The sequence below is a fragment of the Nocardiopsis sp. CNT312 genome (genome assembly GCF_000515115.1).
Classification (GTDB): domain Bacteria; phylum Actinomycetota; class Actinomycetes; order Streptosporangiales; family Streptosporangiaceae; genus Nocardiopsis.
In genome coordinates this window covers 234,973-250,326 of the sequence record NZ_KI911538.1, presented here as the reverse complement: position 1 = coordinate 250,326, position 15,354 = coordinate 234,973, and the positions used below count along the sequence as shown (strand labels likewise).

At 70.9% G+C, this 15,354-nt stretch carries 13 protein-coding genes; 7 read left to right on the top strand and 6 right to left on the bottom strand.

Going from position 1 to position 15,354, the window contains the following annotated elements; genetic code table 11:
• Positions 1-268: 268 nt before the first annotated feature.
• The 5 genes from B042_RS0121390 (at position 269) to B042_RS24595 (ending at position 4,885) form a co-directional block, all read left to right on the top strand.
• A complete protein-coding gene (locus B042_RS0121390; RefSeq protein ID WP_028650071.1) occupies positions 269-1,285 on the top strand; it encodes a sensor histidine kinase in 1,017 nt (338 codons plus the stop codon).
• Positions 1,282-2,109, top strand: a complete 828-nt coding sequence (locus B042_RS0121385) for a LytTR family DNA-binding domain-containing protein (RefSeq protein WP_028650070.1) — start codon at positions 1,282-1,284, stop codon at positions 2,107-2,109. The genes B042_RS0121390 and B042_RS0121385 overlap by 4 nt, the downstream gene beginning before the upstream one ends.
• Entirely contained in the window at positions 2,106-2,483 is a 378-nt protein-coding gene (locus B042_RS24165) for a hypothetical protein (protein ID WP_036555792.1), read from the top strand. Before B042_RS0121385 ends, B042_RS24165 begins: the two co-directional genes overlap by 4 nt.
• Positions 2,480-4,132 (top strand): cation acetate symporter, encoded by a 1,653-nt coding sequence (locus B042_RS0121375; protein ID WP_028650069.1) that lies wholly within the window; start codon positions 2,480-2,482, stop codon positions 4,130-4,132. The genes B042_RS24165 and B042_RS0121375 overlap by 4 nt, the downstream gene beginning before the upstream one ends.
• A gap of 72 nt (positions 4,133-4,204) precedes the next feature.
• On the top strand, positions 4,205-4,885 hold the full coding sequence (locus tag B042_RS24595; protein ID WP_028650068.1) for a hypothetical protein: 681 nt from the start codon (positions 4,205-4,207) through the stop codon (positions 4,883-4,885).
• 17 nt (positions 4,886-4,902) lie between these two features.
• Here the strand turns inward: B042_RS24595 and B042_RS0121365 are convergent, their stop codons facing one another.
• From B042_RS0121365 to B042_RS0121345, 4 genes are all read right to left on the bottom strand, one after another.
• A complete protein-coding gene (locus B042_RS0121365) occupies positions 4,903-5,679 on the bottom strand; it encodes a DUF4239 domain-containing protein (protein ID WP_028650067.1) in 777 nt (258 codons plus the stop codon).
• 113 nt (positions 5,680-5,792) lie between these two features.
• Positions 5,793-6,368 (bottom strand): hypothetical protein, encoded by a 576-nt coding sequence (locus B042_RS0121360; protein WP_028650066.1) that lies wholly within the window; start codon positions 6,366-6,368, stop codon positions 5,793-5,795.
• A 584-nt stretch (positions 6,369-6,952) separates the two neighbouring features.
• Positions 6,953-8,761, bottom strand: a complete 1,809-nt coding sequence (locus B042_RS0121350; RefSeq protein WP_028650065.1) for a phosphoenolpyruvate carboxykinase (GTP) — start codon at positions 8,759-8,761, stop codon at positions 6,953-6,955.
• 329 nt (positions 8,762-9,090) lie between these two features.
• A complete protein-coding gene (locus tag B042_RS0121345; RefSeq protein ID WP_028650064.1) occupies positions 9,091-9,999 on the bottom strand; it encodes a universal stress protein in 909 nt (302 codons plus the stop codon).
• 233 nt (positions 10,000-10,232) lie between these two features.
• On the opposite strand from B042_RS0121345, the gene B042_RS0121340 reads away from it, so the two are divergent.
• Positions 10,233-10,952, top strand: a complete 720-nt coding sequence (locus tag B042_RS0121340; protein ID WP_028650063.1) for a hypothetical protein — start codon at positions 10,233-10,235, stop codon at positions 10,950-10,952.
• Positions 10,953-11,715: 763 nt separating this feature from the next.
• On the opposite strand, the gene coaA is transcribed toward B042_RS0121340, so the two are convergent.
• Complete coding sequence (gene coaA / locus B042_RS0121335) at positions 11,716-12,621, bottom strand: type I pantothenate kinase (RefSeq protein WP_028650062.1); 906 nt, start codon at positions 12,619-12,621, stop codon at positions 11,716-11,718.
• 344 nt (positions 12,622-12,965) lie between these two features.
• On the opposite strand from coaA, the gene glmS reads away from it, so the two are divergent.
• Positions 12,966-14,819 carry a glutamine--fructose-6-phosphate transaminase (isomerizing) gene (glmS, locus tag B042_RS0121330; protein ID WP_081748927.1) on the top strand — a complete coding sequence of 618 codons (1,854 nt, stop codon included), beginning with the start codon at positions 12,966-12,968 and terminating at the stop codon, positions 14,817-14,819.
• 69 nt (positions 14,820-14,888) lie between these two features.
• On the opposite strand, the gene B042_RS0121325 is transcribed toward glmS, so the two are convergent.
• Positions 14,889-15,254: an STAS domain-containing protein gene (locus B042_RS0121325; protein WP_028650060.1), complete on the bottom strand. Its 366-nt coding sequence runs from the start codon at positions 15,252-15,254 to the stop codon at positions 14,889-14,891.
• Positions 15,255-15,354 lie beyond the last annotated feature (100 nt).

Genomic DNA, 15,354 nt, shown 5'->3' with positions numbered 1-15,354 from the left:
GGCCGCTCGGGACCGCACTCCACCCCAGGGGGCGGCCGCCGCCCCGGCTCCACCCCGCACCGGGCCCGCCCCTTCCCACGGGGGCGGGCCCGCCCCTTGCCCGCACTGCCCCCGTGTGCGCCCTCACCCACGAAAGGTGACACCCGGACGTGACCACCGACACACTCCGCTGGGATAAGGTCGATTCGTGTCAAAAAGGTGGCTGTCGCGGAAGCTCCACTCCCGGCGGCGCCCGGCGCCCTCGGAGCGGCAGGCGAGCGTCGAACTGATGCGCCGGATCCACGCCCTGGGCCTCGACCTGCGCAGCGGGCTGCACGGCAGGGACGCGCCCTCCGCGGCCCGGCGGCTGCGGCGGCTGCTCGCGGTCGACGGGGTGGTGCTGGCCGACCTGGACGGGCCGGTCGTCTCCCACGGCCGACACATCCCCTCATCCCAGGTCGATGCGCTGCTGGCCCAGGTCTTCGAATACGGGGGCGGGGTCTGCGAGCGCATGGCCGACAACACCCCTCTGTACGCCACCCCGCTCATGGTCGCCGACGAGCTCTCCGGGGCCCTGGTCGCCGTCGGGGAGACCGTCGAAGCGGACGTGGAGGCCGCCGCCGCGCTGGTCGCCGAGCACCTGGACCACGCCGCGCTGCGCCGCGCCCGCGCCCGAATCGCCGCCGCGGACCTGCGCTCGCTGCGCGCGCAGATCTCCCCGCACTTCGTGCACAACGCCCTCGCCGTGATCGCGGCGATGGTGCGCACCGACCCCGACCGCGCCCGGCAACTGCTCTCCGACTTCGCGGACTACCTGCGCTACGGATTCTCCGAGAAGGGCGACTACGCCACGGTCGCCGACGAGCTCGAAGCGGTGGAGACCTACCTCGAACTCCAGCGGGCCCGCTTCCACGACCGCCTCGACATCACCGTGCGCATCGCGCCGGAAATCCTGCCCGTGGCCGTCCCGTTCCTGGTGGTGCAGCCGATAGTGGAGAACGCCGTCCGGCACGGCCTGGAACGCAAGGAGGGGCGGGGCCACATCAGCGTGTCCGGTTACGGCGAGGGGCCGCTGTGCGTCATCGAGATCGAGGACGACGGGGTCGGCATGCACCCCGACCTGGCCCGTTCACTCCTGGCAGGCACCGGCCCGGAGACCCGCGGCGTGGGCCTGGCCAACGTCGACCAGAGGCTGCGGGCGGTCTACGGGCCCGAGTACGGTCTGGTGATCGAAACGGCGCTCGGTGAGGGCACCAAGGTCACCGTGCGCGTCCCGCGATTCACCCGGGGGGTGGTGGCCCAGTGAAGGCCGACCTGAGGGTCCTGGTGGTGGAGGACGAGGCGTCGACCCGCCAGGAGATGGCCGCCCTGCTCGGGGAGATGCCCGAGGTGTCGGAGGTGCTGGTGGCGGAGAACGGCGCGAGCGCCGTACGGCTGCTGGGCACCACGAGCATCGACGCCGCCTTCCTCGACATCCTCATGCCGGGGCTGGACGGCATGGACGTGGCCCGAGTGCTGAGTGTGCTCTCGGAGCCGCCGTCGATCGTGTTCGTCACCGCCTCCGAAGCACACGCCGTGGAGGCGTTCGGGATCGGCGCCGTCGACTACCTGCTCAAACCGATCCGTCCGGAGCGCCTGGCCGAGGCGGTGGGGCGGATCGCGCAACTGCGCCGGTCCTCGGCGGCCGAGGCGCCCGCCGAGGACCTGCACGTGGTGCAGATCGACACCGGTCGGCGCACGGTGTTCGTCAAACGCGACGACGTGCAGTTCGTGGAGGCCCAAGGGGACTACGTGCGACTGCACACCGCCGACGGCACCCACCTGATCCGGCTGTCGCTCTCCTACCTGGAGGAGGTGTGGTCCGCCGCCGGGTTCGTGCGCGTGCACCGGGGGTACCTCGTCGCCATCCCGTGGGTGCGGGACCTGCGGGTGACGTCCTCTTCCGGTCTGGTGGCGGGGACCCCCGCCGGGGACGTGCCGGTGAGCCGCAGGCACGGCCGCCACCTGCGCGAACAACTGAAGGAGGCGGCCCGCAAGGACCAGCTCGGCCGCGCGGCCAACGCCCACGCCGGTCCGCAGGGCGCCCCTGCTCCCGGGGACGGTGAGGGGTCCCGGAGGGCCGCGCCGTGAGCCCGCGCCGTGAGAAGCTCACCAGCCCGCAGACCCGGGTGGCGCTCGCCCGGGGCAACCGGCCGGCCCAGCACCTGCTGCCCCTGCCCGAGCCCGTCGACGCCGAGGCGGCCCGGCGGCTGTTCCGCAGGCAGCGGCGGATCGCGATCCGTACTGTGGCGCTGCTGTCGCTGCTGTTGTTCGGGATGAGCGGCGCGTTCGCGCTGCTGCCCGCACTCGGGGAGGTGCGGATCGCGGAGCTGCCGCTGTCGTGGCTGCTGCTGACGGTGGCGATCTACCCCTTGCTGTTCGGCCTCGCTCTGTGGCACGTGCGCGCGGCCGAACGCGCCGAGGACCGGTCCCAGGCGGGCGGCCCGAGCGGGGGCGAGCGGTGATCTCCGTCCTGACCATCGGCTTGGTCCTGGTCACGAGTTTGGCGATCGGGCTCTACGGGGTGCGGGCGGCACGGTCGGCATCGGACTTCCTCGTGGCCTCCCGCAGGGTGAACCCGAACTGGAACGCGACGGCGATCGCCGGGGAGTACCTCTCGGCCGCCTCGGTGCTCGGACTGGCCGGGCTGCTGCTCAAGAACGGGCTCGGCACGATGTGGTACGCGGTGGGGTTCACCGCGGGCTACGTGGCCGTGGTGGCACTGGTCGCCGGGCCGATGCGCCGGTCCGGGGCCTACACGGTGCCCGACTTCGCGGAGTACCGGCTGGGCGCGCCGCCGCTGCGCAAGCTCTGCGGCTGCGTCGTCCTGGTGATCATGCTGCTGTACCTGGTGCCCCAGTTCAAGGGGGCCGGTGTGGTGTTCGCCCTGGTGAGCGGCACACCGTACTGGGTGGGTGTGGTATTGGCGGGCTTGGTGGTGAGCGGGTCGATCGCCGTCGGGGGGATGCGGTCAGCGACCTACGTGCAGGCCTTCCACTACGTGGTCAAGCTGGGCTTCATCGCGGTGCCCGCCGTCTACCTGGTGGTGGTCGCGGGCGCGGACACGCGTTCGGAGGCGCTCCACCCGGAGTGGGGCACCCGCTTCCCCGAGAGCACGGGCGTGGAGTTCAGCGTTGGCACCCGGTTCGACCTGGACCGACCGGTGACCGTCACCGACTCCTCGGGGGCGGAGGTGCGGCTGGCGGCGGGTGAGCACACCGCTGAGGAAGGCACGGAGTACGTGTTCCCGGCCGGTGCCCCCGTGCCGCACCCGGCGGGGCTGCCGGATCTGGGCGGCGAGCGGTGGAGCACCCCCCTGTTGGACACCGGCGGGCACCCCGTGTTCGAGACGTGGTCGACGCTGCTGGCGATCACGTTCGGGTGCATGGGGCTGCCGCACGTCATCATGCGCTTCCACACCAGCCCGAGCGCGCGGGTCGCCCGCCGGGTGGCGGTGGGGGTGATCGCGCTGCTGGGGCTGTTCTATCTGTTCCCGACGGTGTACGGACTGTTGGGGCGGGTGCTCACCCCGCAGTTGGTGCTGCTGCGGGGCACCGACACCGTCGCGGTGGTCCTGCCCGCGCAGGCCGAGCCGGGGGCGGTGGGGACCCTCATGACCGCGCTAGTGGCGGCGGGCGCGTTCGGGGCGTTCCTGTCCACGTCCTCAGGGCTGCTGCTGGCCCTGGCTGGCGGTCTGTCCCACGACCTGTTCCAGGGCAGTGTGCCCCGGCTGCGGCTGGCGGTGGCTGTGGGGGCGTGCGTGGCGGTGGTGCTGGCGCTGCCCGCCCAACGGATCGACATCAACGTGCTGGTGCTGTGGGCGTTCACCGTGGCGGCGTCGACGTTCTGTCCACTGCTCGTCCTGGGGATCTGGTGGCGCGGCCTGACCCTGCCCGGAGCTGCGGCCGGGCTGGTCGTAGGCGCGGTCACGGCGACGGGCGCGGTCGGGTGGTCGATCCTGGCGGAGGTGCCGACCTGGCTGCCGGGTGTCCTGCTCGCCCAGCCCGCCGCGTGGACGGTTCCGCTGGCGTTCGCGACGATGGCGGTGTGCTCGCGGCTGGCGCGCCCGCCCGAGTGGGCCGAGCACGCGGTCCTGCGTCTGCACTCCCCCTGAGGGTTTCGGCGGTGGCGGCGGGTCGGGCAGCATACGATCACCATGTGAACCCACGCCACCACGAGGAGTAATATGCCCCCCTTTCTCCGCTTTTGCGGCTTCTCGGCTCTCAGCGCCCTCCTGCTCGCCGGGTCCGCGCCCGCCTCGCTCGCCCAGGAGGCCGGCCCACGGGTGGAGGTCGGCCCCTCCGGTGTGGAGATCGTTGCGGGCGACGCCGAGGTGTCGGTGGGCTCCGACGAGACCGCGGTGCGGCTCCGGGACAAGCACGCGGTGGTACGGCCCGGCTCCTACGTCCTGGTGTGCGCCAACGGGGTGCGGGTGGTGGTGCACGCGGGGTCGCCGCCCCTGTGCCCTGCCCCGGCCGAGCCCCCGGCCGTGGATCCGGAGCCCTACCCCGAGCCGGAACCCGCACCGGAGGAGGAGACGCCGGCCCCCGCACCCCCTGAGGCGGAGCCGCAGCCCGCGGCTCCACCCGCGGCTGCGGCGCAGCCGGAGCCCGCTGTGGAACGGCAGGATCCCCCGGTGGAGCCGGAGCCCTCCGAGCCTGCTCCGCAGGAGTCCTCGGCGTCTCCGGCACCGCCACCCGAGGTCCCCGACCAGGCCCGGGAGCAGATCCTGGCCGACCTGTCCGCGCCCGACGGCTCCCAGGCCGCCGGGACGTTCACCCCCATGCGCACCATGGCGGTCATCGCCGTGATCGGCGCCCTGGCCGCCATGGGTTCGGGCCGGGCCGCCGCGCGCTCGGGTGGCTGACGGCACGGGCCTCCCGGCTAACCGAGGCCGAGCATGGCGCGGTCGGCCCGTTCGAAGGCGGCCAGGGTGCCCTCGATCCCCCCGGCGTCGGTGGCGAGGACACCGGTGTAGGGGTTGCCCATGAAGAAGAGCAGGGCCACCGTGCCGAAGACGAACGCCAGGTTGACCGTAGCCCAGAAGTAGGCGACGCTCGCACCCTTCTTGATCATCGCGAAGGGAAGGACGGCAACCGGGATCGCGGTGAGCACGGTGATGATGAGGACGAGGCCGGGGATGCCGTCCCCGGCGGCGTCGGCCCGAGCGATGCGCGCGTCGCTGAGGTTGGTGAGCTCCTGGCGGGCGGTCAGCCGGTCCAGGCCGTCGCTGTTCTCGGTCTCGGGCAGGACCCGCACCGACGCGGTGAGGTCGGCCAGCGCCATGTCCCCCTGGGCGCTGAGCTCACCCGCGTTCACCATCATGGGCCAGTCCTTCTCCACCACCGTGGACAGGTAGGTGCGCAGGCTGTCTCGGACCGCCTCCCCGTCCTCCTCGGGCAGGGCGGTGGTGCTCCAGTACAGCGCCTGTGCGGCACCCGCCTCGGTGGCGACGCCGTCCTGGGAGTCCTTGAAGTCCTCCCAGCCGATGACGACGCCCATCGCCGCCGCCACCAGGTACAGGGCGAGCACACAGGGAGCGATGACGATGCCGACCGAGCCGCCGGAGTAGTCATCGCTGACGCGGAACCGGCGCACCGCGAGCACGGCCCCGGCCACCATGGTGAGAAGGACGGCCAGGACCGGGATGAGAGTCGTCATGGAACTGTTCCTCGGGGAGTGTGCGGATGTCAGATCATCCGTAACACGCCTGTGGCCAGCGCATACGACGAAGTTCGAAACGTCCTGGAATATACGGTCGGCGACCCCGGCCCTCAGGCGGGGAGCAGGTTCAGCAGGAGCGGCACCACGAACCCGAACAGGACCGCCCCGAGCAGGAATTCGAGGTTCAGGTGGGGCGCGGTGCGGATCTCCTCCCCACGGGAGCGGTGGCCGGCCTTCTTGCCGGCGGCAAGGAAGTCCTCGATCTCACGGGCGCACCGCTGGTTGGTCGAGTGTCCGGTGAGCCTGCCGAGCAGTGATCCGTCCAGGTTGAAGCAGGAGAACGCCTGACCACCCCTGACCTCGATCCGGAGACGGCCCTTCCCGTGCACGGCGGTGATCTCTCGGGCCGGGATGTCCACCCGATGGAAGACGTTCTTCACGACGACGCGGTCGTCGGTGAGTTCGACGCGGGTGAAGAAGGTGACCTTGAGGAAGAACCACCAGAAGAAGGGGAAGAAGACCGCCATGAACAGGAGGTTCTGCACCCGGAGCGGCTCACCGTCCAGGGCCTCGAACACCACCATGAACAGCCAGGCGAGGAGGAAGATCACGGTCACGGCGATCCCGAACCCCGCCGTCCACCGGTTCCGGAGAACCTTTCCGGTCTTCACGTCTTCGCCCGCCATGGGTGCACCCCGCTCCTCGTGATCCCGCAATCCTCGCGAAAGCTACCCAACCACCGTAAACCGCCGCAAGCGGCCCCAAGCCCGTCCAGGCTGGTCAGAGCCCCCGGAGGGGCGGCGCGGACCCCGCCGAGCAGGGCGTTCGGGGGCCGGACTCCACCGGGTAACGATCCGCGGGGCCCCGGAGGAGCCAGGGGACACGGCGGGCAGCCTCAGCAGCCGCGGACCAGGCAGATCGGATACCGGACCACCTGGCACAACGCGGAGGCGCCACAGAAGAACAAGAGCCCCGCCACAAAATAGCTCTTCACGTTCCAGGTCCACTTCCTCTTCTCCCCCTCTGTCTGCGAGGGATACGGCACGGCCCTGGAGAAGAACCCTTGGATTCCGTCGAAATTCCCGCAGGAGACCGGGCCGCGAGGAAGAAGAGCAGCGACAGGGCGCATCCCACGAGCATGCCCTGCCAGGGGTGGCCGTCCATGGCCACGGGGGTGGGCCCCTCCGGGCACGGGGAAGGGGGCGCGGGTGCCACGGATCCCGCGCCCCCTGGACCGGCCCCCGCACGGAAGCGGGGCCGGTGCGGCCGCCTACTGGCCCAGACGGTCCAGCAGGGCGTGGTACTCGTCCCAGAGTTCGCTGGGAAGGTGGTCGCCGAAGGTCTTGAAGAACTCGGGGACCAGCGCGGCCTCCTGCTTCCACACCTGCGGGTCCACGTCCAGGACGAACCTCAGGTCCTCCTCGGACAGGTCCAGGCCCTCGGTGTCGATCGCCTCGGCGGGCGGCACGTTGCCGATCGGGGTGGCGACCGCGTCGGCCCTGCCCTCCAGGCGCTCTACGATCCACTTGATCACGCGGCTGTTCTCGCCGAAGCCGGGCCACACGAAGCGGCCGTCGGCGTCCTTCTTGAACCAGTTCACGTAGAAGATCGTGGGCAGCTTGGCCGGGTCGGCACCAGAGCCGACCTTGATCCAGTGGGCGAAGTAGTCGCCCATGTTGTAGCCGCAGAACGGCAGCATCGCGAACGGGTCGCGGCGCAGCTCACCGACGGTGCCCTCGGCCGCGGCGGTCTTCTCCGAAGAGACGTTGGCTCCCAGGTAGACGCCGTGCTGCCAGCTCAGCGACTCCGTGACCAGCGGAACCGCGGTGGCGCGGCGCCCGCCGAAGAGGATCGCCGAGATCGGCACGCCCGCCGGGTCCTCCCACTCGGGGGCGATGGTGGGAGCCTGCCCGGCGGGGGTGGTGAACCGTGAGTTGGGGTGGGCGGCGGGCTCGTCGGAGTGCGGCGTCCAGTCGCGGCCCTTCCAGTCGGTCAGGTGTGCGGGCGGCTCCTCGGTGAGGCCCTCCCACCACACGTCGCCGTCGTCGGTGAGGGCGACGTTGGTGAAGATGCTGTTGCCCCACAGCGTCTCGACGGCGTTGGCGTTGGTGTCGGCCCCGGTGCCGGGCGCGACGCCGAAGAACCCGGCCTCGGGGTTGATGGCGCGCAGGCGGCCCTCGGCGTCGAACCGCATCCAGGCGATGTCGTCGCCGACCGTCTCGACCTTCCAGCCGGGGATGGTGGGCTGGAGCATGGCCAGGTTGGTCTTGCCGCAGGCGCTGGGGAAGGCCGCGGCGATGTAGTGCGGCTCGCCCTGGGGCGGGGTGACCTTCAGGACCAGCATGTGCTCGGCGAGCCAGCCCTCGTCGCGGGCCATCACCGAGGCGATGCGCAGCGCGTAGCACTTCTTGCCGAGCAGGGCGTTGCCGCCGTAGCCGGAGCCGTAGGACCAGATCTCGCGGGTCTCGGGGAAGTGCGAGATGTACTTGGTGGGGTTGCAGGGCCAGGGCACGTCCCGCTGGCCGGGCTCCAGGGGAGCGCCCACGGAGTGCACGGCCCTGACGAAGTCGCCGCGCTCCTCGATGAGGCGCAGGGCGGGGGTACCCATACGGGCCATGATCCGCATGGAGACCACGACGTAGGGGGAGTCGGTGATCTCGACACCGAGCTGGGAGATGTCGCCGCCGAGCGGGCCCATGCAGAAGGGGACGACGTACATGGTGCGGCCCCGCATCGCGCCCTTGAAGACCTCGCCGAAGGTGGCGCGCATCTGGGCGGGGGCGATCCAGTTGTTGGTGGGGCCGGCGTCCTGCTGCCGCTCGGAGCAGATGAAGGTGCGGTCCTCGACACGGGCGACGTCGGTGGGGTCCGAGGTGGCGTAGAAGCTGTTGGGACGTTTCTCGGGGTTGAGCCGGGTGAAGGTGCCCTGCTCCACGAGCAGGTCGGTGAGGCGGGTCCACTCGGCGTCGGATCCGTCGCACCACACGACCTCGTCGGGCTCCGTGAGCTCGGCGACCTCACGGACCCAGGAGATCATCTCCTCGTGGCTGGTCGGTGCTACGCCCACATCGATACCCACGTCAGTCACAGCCGCTCCTCATCGCATGTCGAGAACACTCGCATCATGAACGACAAGCCCCGATGGTGACCAATTGGTATAGTCCAATGGTCTAAAACTGTCATGGCGAACCTTCGGAATACCCAGCGCAGCAAGGGATCCCGTTCGTTGAACCACGCGCCTGACAGCGCTCACACCGTGTTCGCGAGGTCAGGGCCGCGCGACCGTTCCCCCCCGTACAGGGCGCATCCGGCCCCTCGGCGACCCGCTGACCCGACACGGCGTGCTGTTCGTCACATTCATGGCCTCACCAGGCACGACGCACCCCAGGCACTACCTCGACCCCATGGTCAGCGCAGGATCGCCACGGGCCCCTTCGCCCCGTGGACCACGGAGTGGCTGACCGAGCCGAGCAGCAGGCCGCGGAACCCGCTGCGGCCGCGGGAGCCGACCACGATCAGGTCGGCCGGTGTGGCCTCCTCCAGCAGCGCCACCACCGGGTGGGCTCGTACGACCCGCTGGAGCACGCGCACCCCGGGGTGGCGCAGGCGTGCGGCACCGACCTCCTCCTCCAGGGAGCCGCGCGCCGCCTCCTCGGCGGTGGAGTCGTCGAACAGTTCGGGAGGGATGGGGCCGGTGGCGGCCGCGAACGCCACAAGGGGCTGCCAGGCACTGACCGCCACCAGGTCGGTCTCGGCGAAGGCGGCCTGCGCGAAGGCGAACCCCACCGCCCGGCGGCTGGGCTCGGATCCGTCTACACCCACGATCACGCGGCCGCGGACCCCGTGGGCGAAGGCGTGCTCGTGCGGCATGATCACCACGGGGACGGGCGAGCGGGCGGCGAGTTCGATACCCACGGAGCCCACGAAGGCAGCGACGATCCCCTTGAGGCCGCGCGAGCCCACGACCACGGCCGCGGCACCGGGTTCGGCCGCCTCCGCGAGCAGGGCGTCGAGGGGCCGGGTGTAGGACAGGCGCGACTGGACCTCCAGTTCGGGGAAGAGGCGGGACACCCAGTCCGCAGCCTGCTCCAGGAGGCGCTCGGCACTCGGGGTGCCGGCCTCGCCGGGGGGTACTGACTCACTGGGCAGGTGGGCACCGAACGCGCCCACCGGCGCCCTGGCCCCGGCGGACACGACGATCCGCAGCGCCAGCTCGCGCAGCAGCGCCTGCTGCGCGGCCCACTCCAGGGCGTGTCGGCTGGAGTCGGTGCCGTCCACTCCCACGATGAGCCACCGTGTGGTGGCCGCGCCGTCCATCGCGTGCGCCTCTCCCGTCACTCATGGCCCTACCCGGGGCTGCCGGCCCCGCGCGTGTGCCGCACCCCCGATCATGGCGCGGGAACACGCACACATGGGTAACAGTGCCACTGCGACTCCAGTGACGTAGGGTCCGGAAATGACGACCGTCCTCCAGCGGAAGCGAGGAACGCCGGTCCCGCGGGCCGCGTCCCACAGATGTATTAGAGGGTCCCAGCACAACTGGAGGCGCCATGCCGGACAAGGGCACCGCGAGTCTGCATTGGGACTACCGCGACGGAAGGGTCGCCGCCGTGGCGGCGGCCGTGGTCTACAGCCTGTGGGTCCTGGAGATGGTCCTGCCCGGCGGTGAGACCGTACGGGCGGAGCCGGGCACACCGGTCTCGGCGTTCGAGGCGTTCTGGGAGAGCGCCCACCGGATGGCCTCGATCCTGGTCATGGTGGCCGCGGGGCTGGGCCTGTCCCTGGGCGCTCGGGAGACCCGCCGCTGGCTGCTGGTGTCCTGGTGGGCCATGTTCGCCTTCGGCGCCCTGTCCCTGGCCACGTCCCTCCTACCGGGCCGGTGCACGGTGTCCACGGACGTGGCGTGCACGGTGGAGGCACTGGTGGAGGGGGCCGGCGGCCCCGCGACCCTCCAAGCGGTGCTGGCCGTGGCCGCGATGGCCGCGGCGCTGCTGAGCGTGGTGGCGCTGGCGGTGAACCGGTGGCGGTGCGGCGACCGGATGTGGGTACCGGTGGCGGTCCTGGCCGGGTTCCAGGCCGCGACAGCGGTCGGCGTCCTGGTGGTGTCCTGGGTGTTCGTGTCCTCGGGCACGGGGCAGCCGGGCACCGCGATGGGCACGGCGGAGCGGGCCCACCTGGTGGCGCTCGCGCTGTGGCTGCTGGCCGCCGGGCTCCTGCGTGGGCCGTGGCTGCGCACCCCCCGCACCCGGAGGTCCGCCTCCCCCCGCTGACCCCGCCGTGACCCATCGTGCAGGGCGCGGCGGCCAGGCAGTCATGTCGCTGTCTCGTTTCCTGGCCAGGGGCGGGCTCGTACGACAGAGCCGCCCTCGGTGGAAAGGCGGGAACTGTTGAACCGGCTCAGGGGCGCAGCGGGACGGAAGGGCACGGCCCCGGGCTTCGTCCGTCACGGCGGCCAGCATGACATCTGCCGGGTCGGAGCGTTCCGATTCCCGGCCGGGCCTCACCCCGATGTTCCGGAGCTGACTGCCCTCAAGACGGCCAAGGGGGTCGAGAGCCCGTGCCTCCGTCCGAACACCACCACCAGGCATGGTGCGAACGAGAGGGCCGTTCCCGGTCCGTCGGCCTCCCCGAGGTGCGCACTCACGCCTACGGCCGCACCCTCTCAGACGCCGAGGAGAGGGCCAGGGGCGCGATCACGGGTGGACGGGACATGCCCGTAGAAGACGTCTCCATCACACTGCGCGCCAAAGGGGTCGAGGAGCGGCTCGCCGAAGCTCGGGCGGCCCGGTCCCGCCGGGTCCAGGACAGGGCGCGCGGGAAGGAAGCCCTCGTCAACGCGGTAGCGGCACGCAAGGAGGCCGGAGCGAGTCAACGGGATGCCGCACGCCTCCCAGGCGTCTCCCGCCGGCGCGTTTCCCGGGCCTCAACCTCAGGAACGGTTTCTGCGGCCTGGGAACGCCGCGGACACCGGCCGAGCCCATAGGCTCGCGTCCCTGGGGCCCTGTGGGGGGATTCCACGGGGACGCGGTGCCGTCAGGTCTTGCGCAGACGCACCCGCTGGACGCGGTGCTGGTCGCCCTTGTACAGGACCAGTGTGGCCCGCCCCCGGGTGGGGATGATGTTCTCCACGAGGTTGATCTCGTTGATGGTGCGCCAGGTGTTGGCGGCGAAGTCCAATGCCTCGCCCTCGTCGTAGTTGGTCGCCATGTGGTGGAAGTAGGACCGCGGATCGGCGAACGCGGTACGGCGCAGTTCCCGGAAGCGGTCGAGGTACCAGCCGCGGATGTTCTCGACCTTGGCGTCGACGTAGATGGAGAAGTCGAAGAAGTCGGCGACGGCCAGGCGCCCGGGGACAGCGGGCTGGAGGACGTTGATGCCCTCGACGATGAGGATGTCCGGGCGCGAGACGGTCTGGGTCAGACCCGGGACGATGTCGTAGGCCAGGTGGGAGTAGACGGGGATGTCGATGCGCTCGGCACCCGCCTTCATCTCCGACACGAACCGCACCAGCGCGCGGCGGTCGTAGCTCTCGGGGAAGCCCTTGCGGCGCATCAGGCCGCGCGACTCCAGCACGGAGTTCGGGTTGAGGAAGTTGTCCGTGCTCACCAGTTCCACGTCGGGGTGGTCGGGCCACTGGGCGAGCAGGGAGCGCAGGAGGCGGGCCGTGGTCGACTTGCCGACGGCGACGCTTCCCGCTACCCCGATGATGAACGGGGAGGGGCGGGCGTCTTCCGCGAGGAACGCGCGCACGGCCGCGTGCCGCTGCTGGGTGGCGCCCACGTAGAGGTTGAGCAGACGCGACAGGGGCAGGTAGATGTCCCGCACGTCCTCCAGGGACGTGGGGTCGGTGGTGCCGCGCACGGCGGCCAGGTCGGCCTCGGTCAGCGAGAGCGGCGTGTTGGCCCGCAGGGCGGCCCACTGCTCTCTGTCGAGCTCCACGTACGGCGAGGAGACGCCGTTCTTCGTCGTGTAAGACACGGTTGCCCACCCTAGACGAGGCACTGTCGCGCTCCGCGCAGCTGGGTACCCCCTAGTTTCGGATCTTGCGTGAACGGGGAGGGGAACGGGAGTGAAACCCTACGTTCATGTCCGTGTCGCCGAAGGTTTTTTTCGGTGGCCCAGCGGCACAGAACGGTGTTCCACTTCGCATCCCCGCACCTCCCCCACCTGCGCGGTCTACCCCTGATACACCAAATGGTCTATACCGTTACCTGGGAAAACATCCATTGGTATGAGGCACTGGTTGGTCGATTTCCTGTCCGGTTTCACCTAGTCTTGCGCCCATGTGCGGAATCGTGGGCTACGTCGGGCCGCAACCGGCGCTGGATGTCGTCGTGAACGGCCTCGCGAGGCTGGAGTACCGCGGATACGACTCCGCGGGTGTCGCCGTGCAGGGCGGAGGCGCCCTGCACACGGAGAAGCGGGCGGGCAAGCTCGCCAACCTGCGCCAAGCGCTGGAGAACCATCCGGTGGAGGGCGACGGCGCGGGGATCGGCCACACGCGCTGGGCGACGCACGGTGCGCCCAACGACGTCAACGCCCACCCCCACGTGGACAACGACCACCGGCTCGCCGTGGTGCACAACGGCATCATCGAGAACTTCGCCGCACTGCGCGAGGAACTTGAGGAGGCGGGCTGCAAGTTCGTCTCCGAGACGGACACCGAGGTGGCGGCCCACCTGCTCAGCACCGAGCTGAAGCGGCGCGGCGACCGCGACCTGGCCGCCGCGATGCGCGCCGTGTGCCGCCGCCTGGAGGGCGCCTTCACCCTCGTGGCGACCTCGGTGGAGGATCCCGGCCTGGTGGTCGCCGCCCGCCGCAACTCCCCGCTGGTCGTCGGCCGCGGCGAAGGTGAGAACTTCCTGGCCAGCGACGTCGCGGCGTTCATCGCCCACACCCGCGAGGCCGTCGAGCTGGGACAGGACCAGGTCGTGGAGCTGCGTGCGGACTCCGTGGCGGTCACCGACTACGACGGCGCACCGGTCGACGTGAACGAGTACCACGTGGACTGGGACGCCTCCGCCGCCGAGAAGGACGGCTACGAGTACTTCATGCTCAAGGAGATCGTGGAGCAGCCGCGCGCGGTCGCCGACACCCTGCTGGGCCGGGTGACCGCCGACGGGCGCCTGGCCCTGGACGAGATGCGCCTGACCCCGCAGCAACTGCGCACCGTCGAGAAGATCGTCATCATCGCGTGCGGCACGTCCTACCACGCCGGCCTCATCGCCAAGTACGCCATCGAGCACTGGTGCCGGATCCCGTGCGAGGTCGAGGTGGCCAGCGAGTTCCGCTACCGCGACCCGATCCTGGACCAGCAGACCCTGGTCATCGCCATCTCCCAGTCCGGCGAGAGCATGGACACGCTGATGGCGGTGCGCTATGCCCGCGAGCAGCGCGCCCGGGTCCTGGCGATCTGCAACGTGAACGGTTCCACGATCCCGCGCGAGTCCGACGGCGTGCTGTACACGCACGCGGGCCCGGAGGTCGGCGTGGCCGCCACGAAGACCTTCCTCACCCAGTTGGCCGCCTGCTATCTCGTCGGCCTGTACCTGGCGCAGGTGCGCAGGATGAAGTTCGACGACGAGATCGACGCGGTGATCGGGCAGCTCGCCACCATGCCGGACCAGGTCGAGCGGGTCCTGGAGACGGTGGAACCGGTGCGCGAGCTGGCGCGGTCGCTGGCCGACGCCCGCACGGTGCTCTTCCTGGGCCGCCACGTGGGATACCCGGTGGCCCTGGAGGGCGCGCTCAAGCTCAAGGAGCTGGCGTACATGCACGCGGAGGCGTTCGCCGCCGGCGAGCTCAAGCACGGACCGATCGCGCTCATCGAGGAGGGCCTTCCGGTGGTCGTGGTGGTGCCCTCGCCCAAGGGTCGCGGGGTGCTGCACGACAAGATCGTGTCGAACATCCAGGAGGTGCGCGCCCGCGGCGCCCGCACGATCGTCATCGCTGAGGAGGGCGACGAGTCGGTGCGGCCCTACTCCGACACGCTCATCGAGATTCCCGCGGTACCGACCCTGTTGCAGCCGATCGTGTCGACGATCCCGATGCAGGTATTCGCGTGCGAGCTGGCGCTGGCCAAGGGCAACGACGTGGACCAGCCGCGCAACCTGGCCAAGAGCGTGACCGTCGAATAGCGGTTTCCGCGCCTGAGGGGCGTGTCCGGCTCCCCCGGCGCGTCCCTCGCACGTGAGCGCCCGGCGGTGTCAGCGGGGCTCGGTGACGGCGCGGCCGTGCGCCGCGCAGGCGGCGGCGACGTCGGCGTGCGTGGGCAGGAGGGGATGCAGGGACAGTACGTCGAGGATGCGGGTCAACTGGCGCGGCGGGCAGGCCAGGACCAGGTGGTGCCGGGACCGGGTGGCCACGCGCTGCGCCGCGAGCAGGGCGTTGACCCCCGAGGCGTCGATGAACTCCACCAGGGACAGGTCCGCGACCGCGCACTCGGTCGACACCGAGGACGACAGTCGGGCGAACACGTGGTCCGCCGTGGCCATGTCGATCTCACCGTCCAGTTCGACGACGGTGGTCCCACCGCAGACGAACCGTCCCCGCTCCGTGTCCAGCACGGTCACGCCACGCTCCCGGGCTCGAAAGGTAAGGAATTCGCTTGTCATGATGCATCGGTCGAATGCCGATATGCAGTGACAGCCTACTCCGCCCGAGCGGTGGTGC

Coding starts and splice junctions, on each gene's coding strand:
- B042_RS0121390 (WP_028650071.1), top strand. CDS start 269: ATGCGCCGGATCCACGCCCTGGGCCTCGACCTGCGCAGCGGGCTGCAC.
- B042_RS24595 (WP_028650068.1), top strand. CDS start 4,205: ATGCCCCCCTTTCTCCGCTTTTGCGGCTTCTCGGCTCTCAGCGCCCTC.
- B042_RS0121365 (WP_028650067.1), bottom strand. CDS start 5,679: ATGACGACTCTCATCCCGGTCCTGGCCGTCCTTCTCACCATGGTGGCC.
- B042_RS0121360 (WP_028650066.1), bottom strand. CDS start 6,368: ATGGCGGGCGAAGACGTGAAGACCGGAAAGGTTCTCCGGAACCGGTGG.
- B042_RS0121345 (WP_028650064.1), bottom strand. CDS start 9,999: ATGGACGGCGCGGCCACCACACGGTGGCTCATCGTGGGAGTGGACGGC.
- B042_RS0121340 (WP_028650063.1), top strand. CDS start 10,233: ATGCCGGACAAGGGCACCGCGAGTCTGCATTGGGACTACCGCGACGGA.
- glmS (WP_081748927.1), top strand. CDS start 12,966: ATGTGCGGAATCGTGGGCTACGTCGGGCCGCAACCGGCGCTGGATGTC.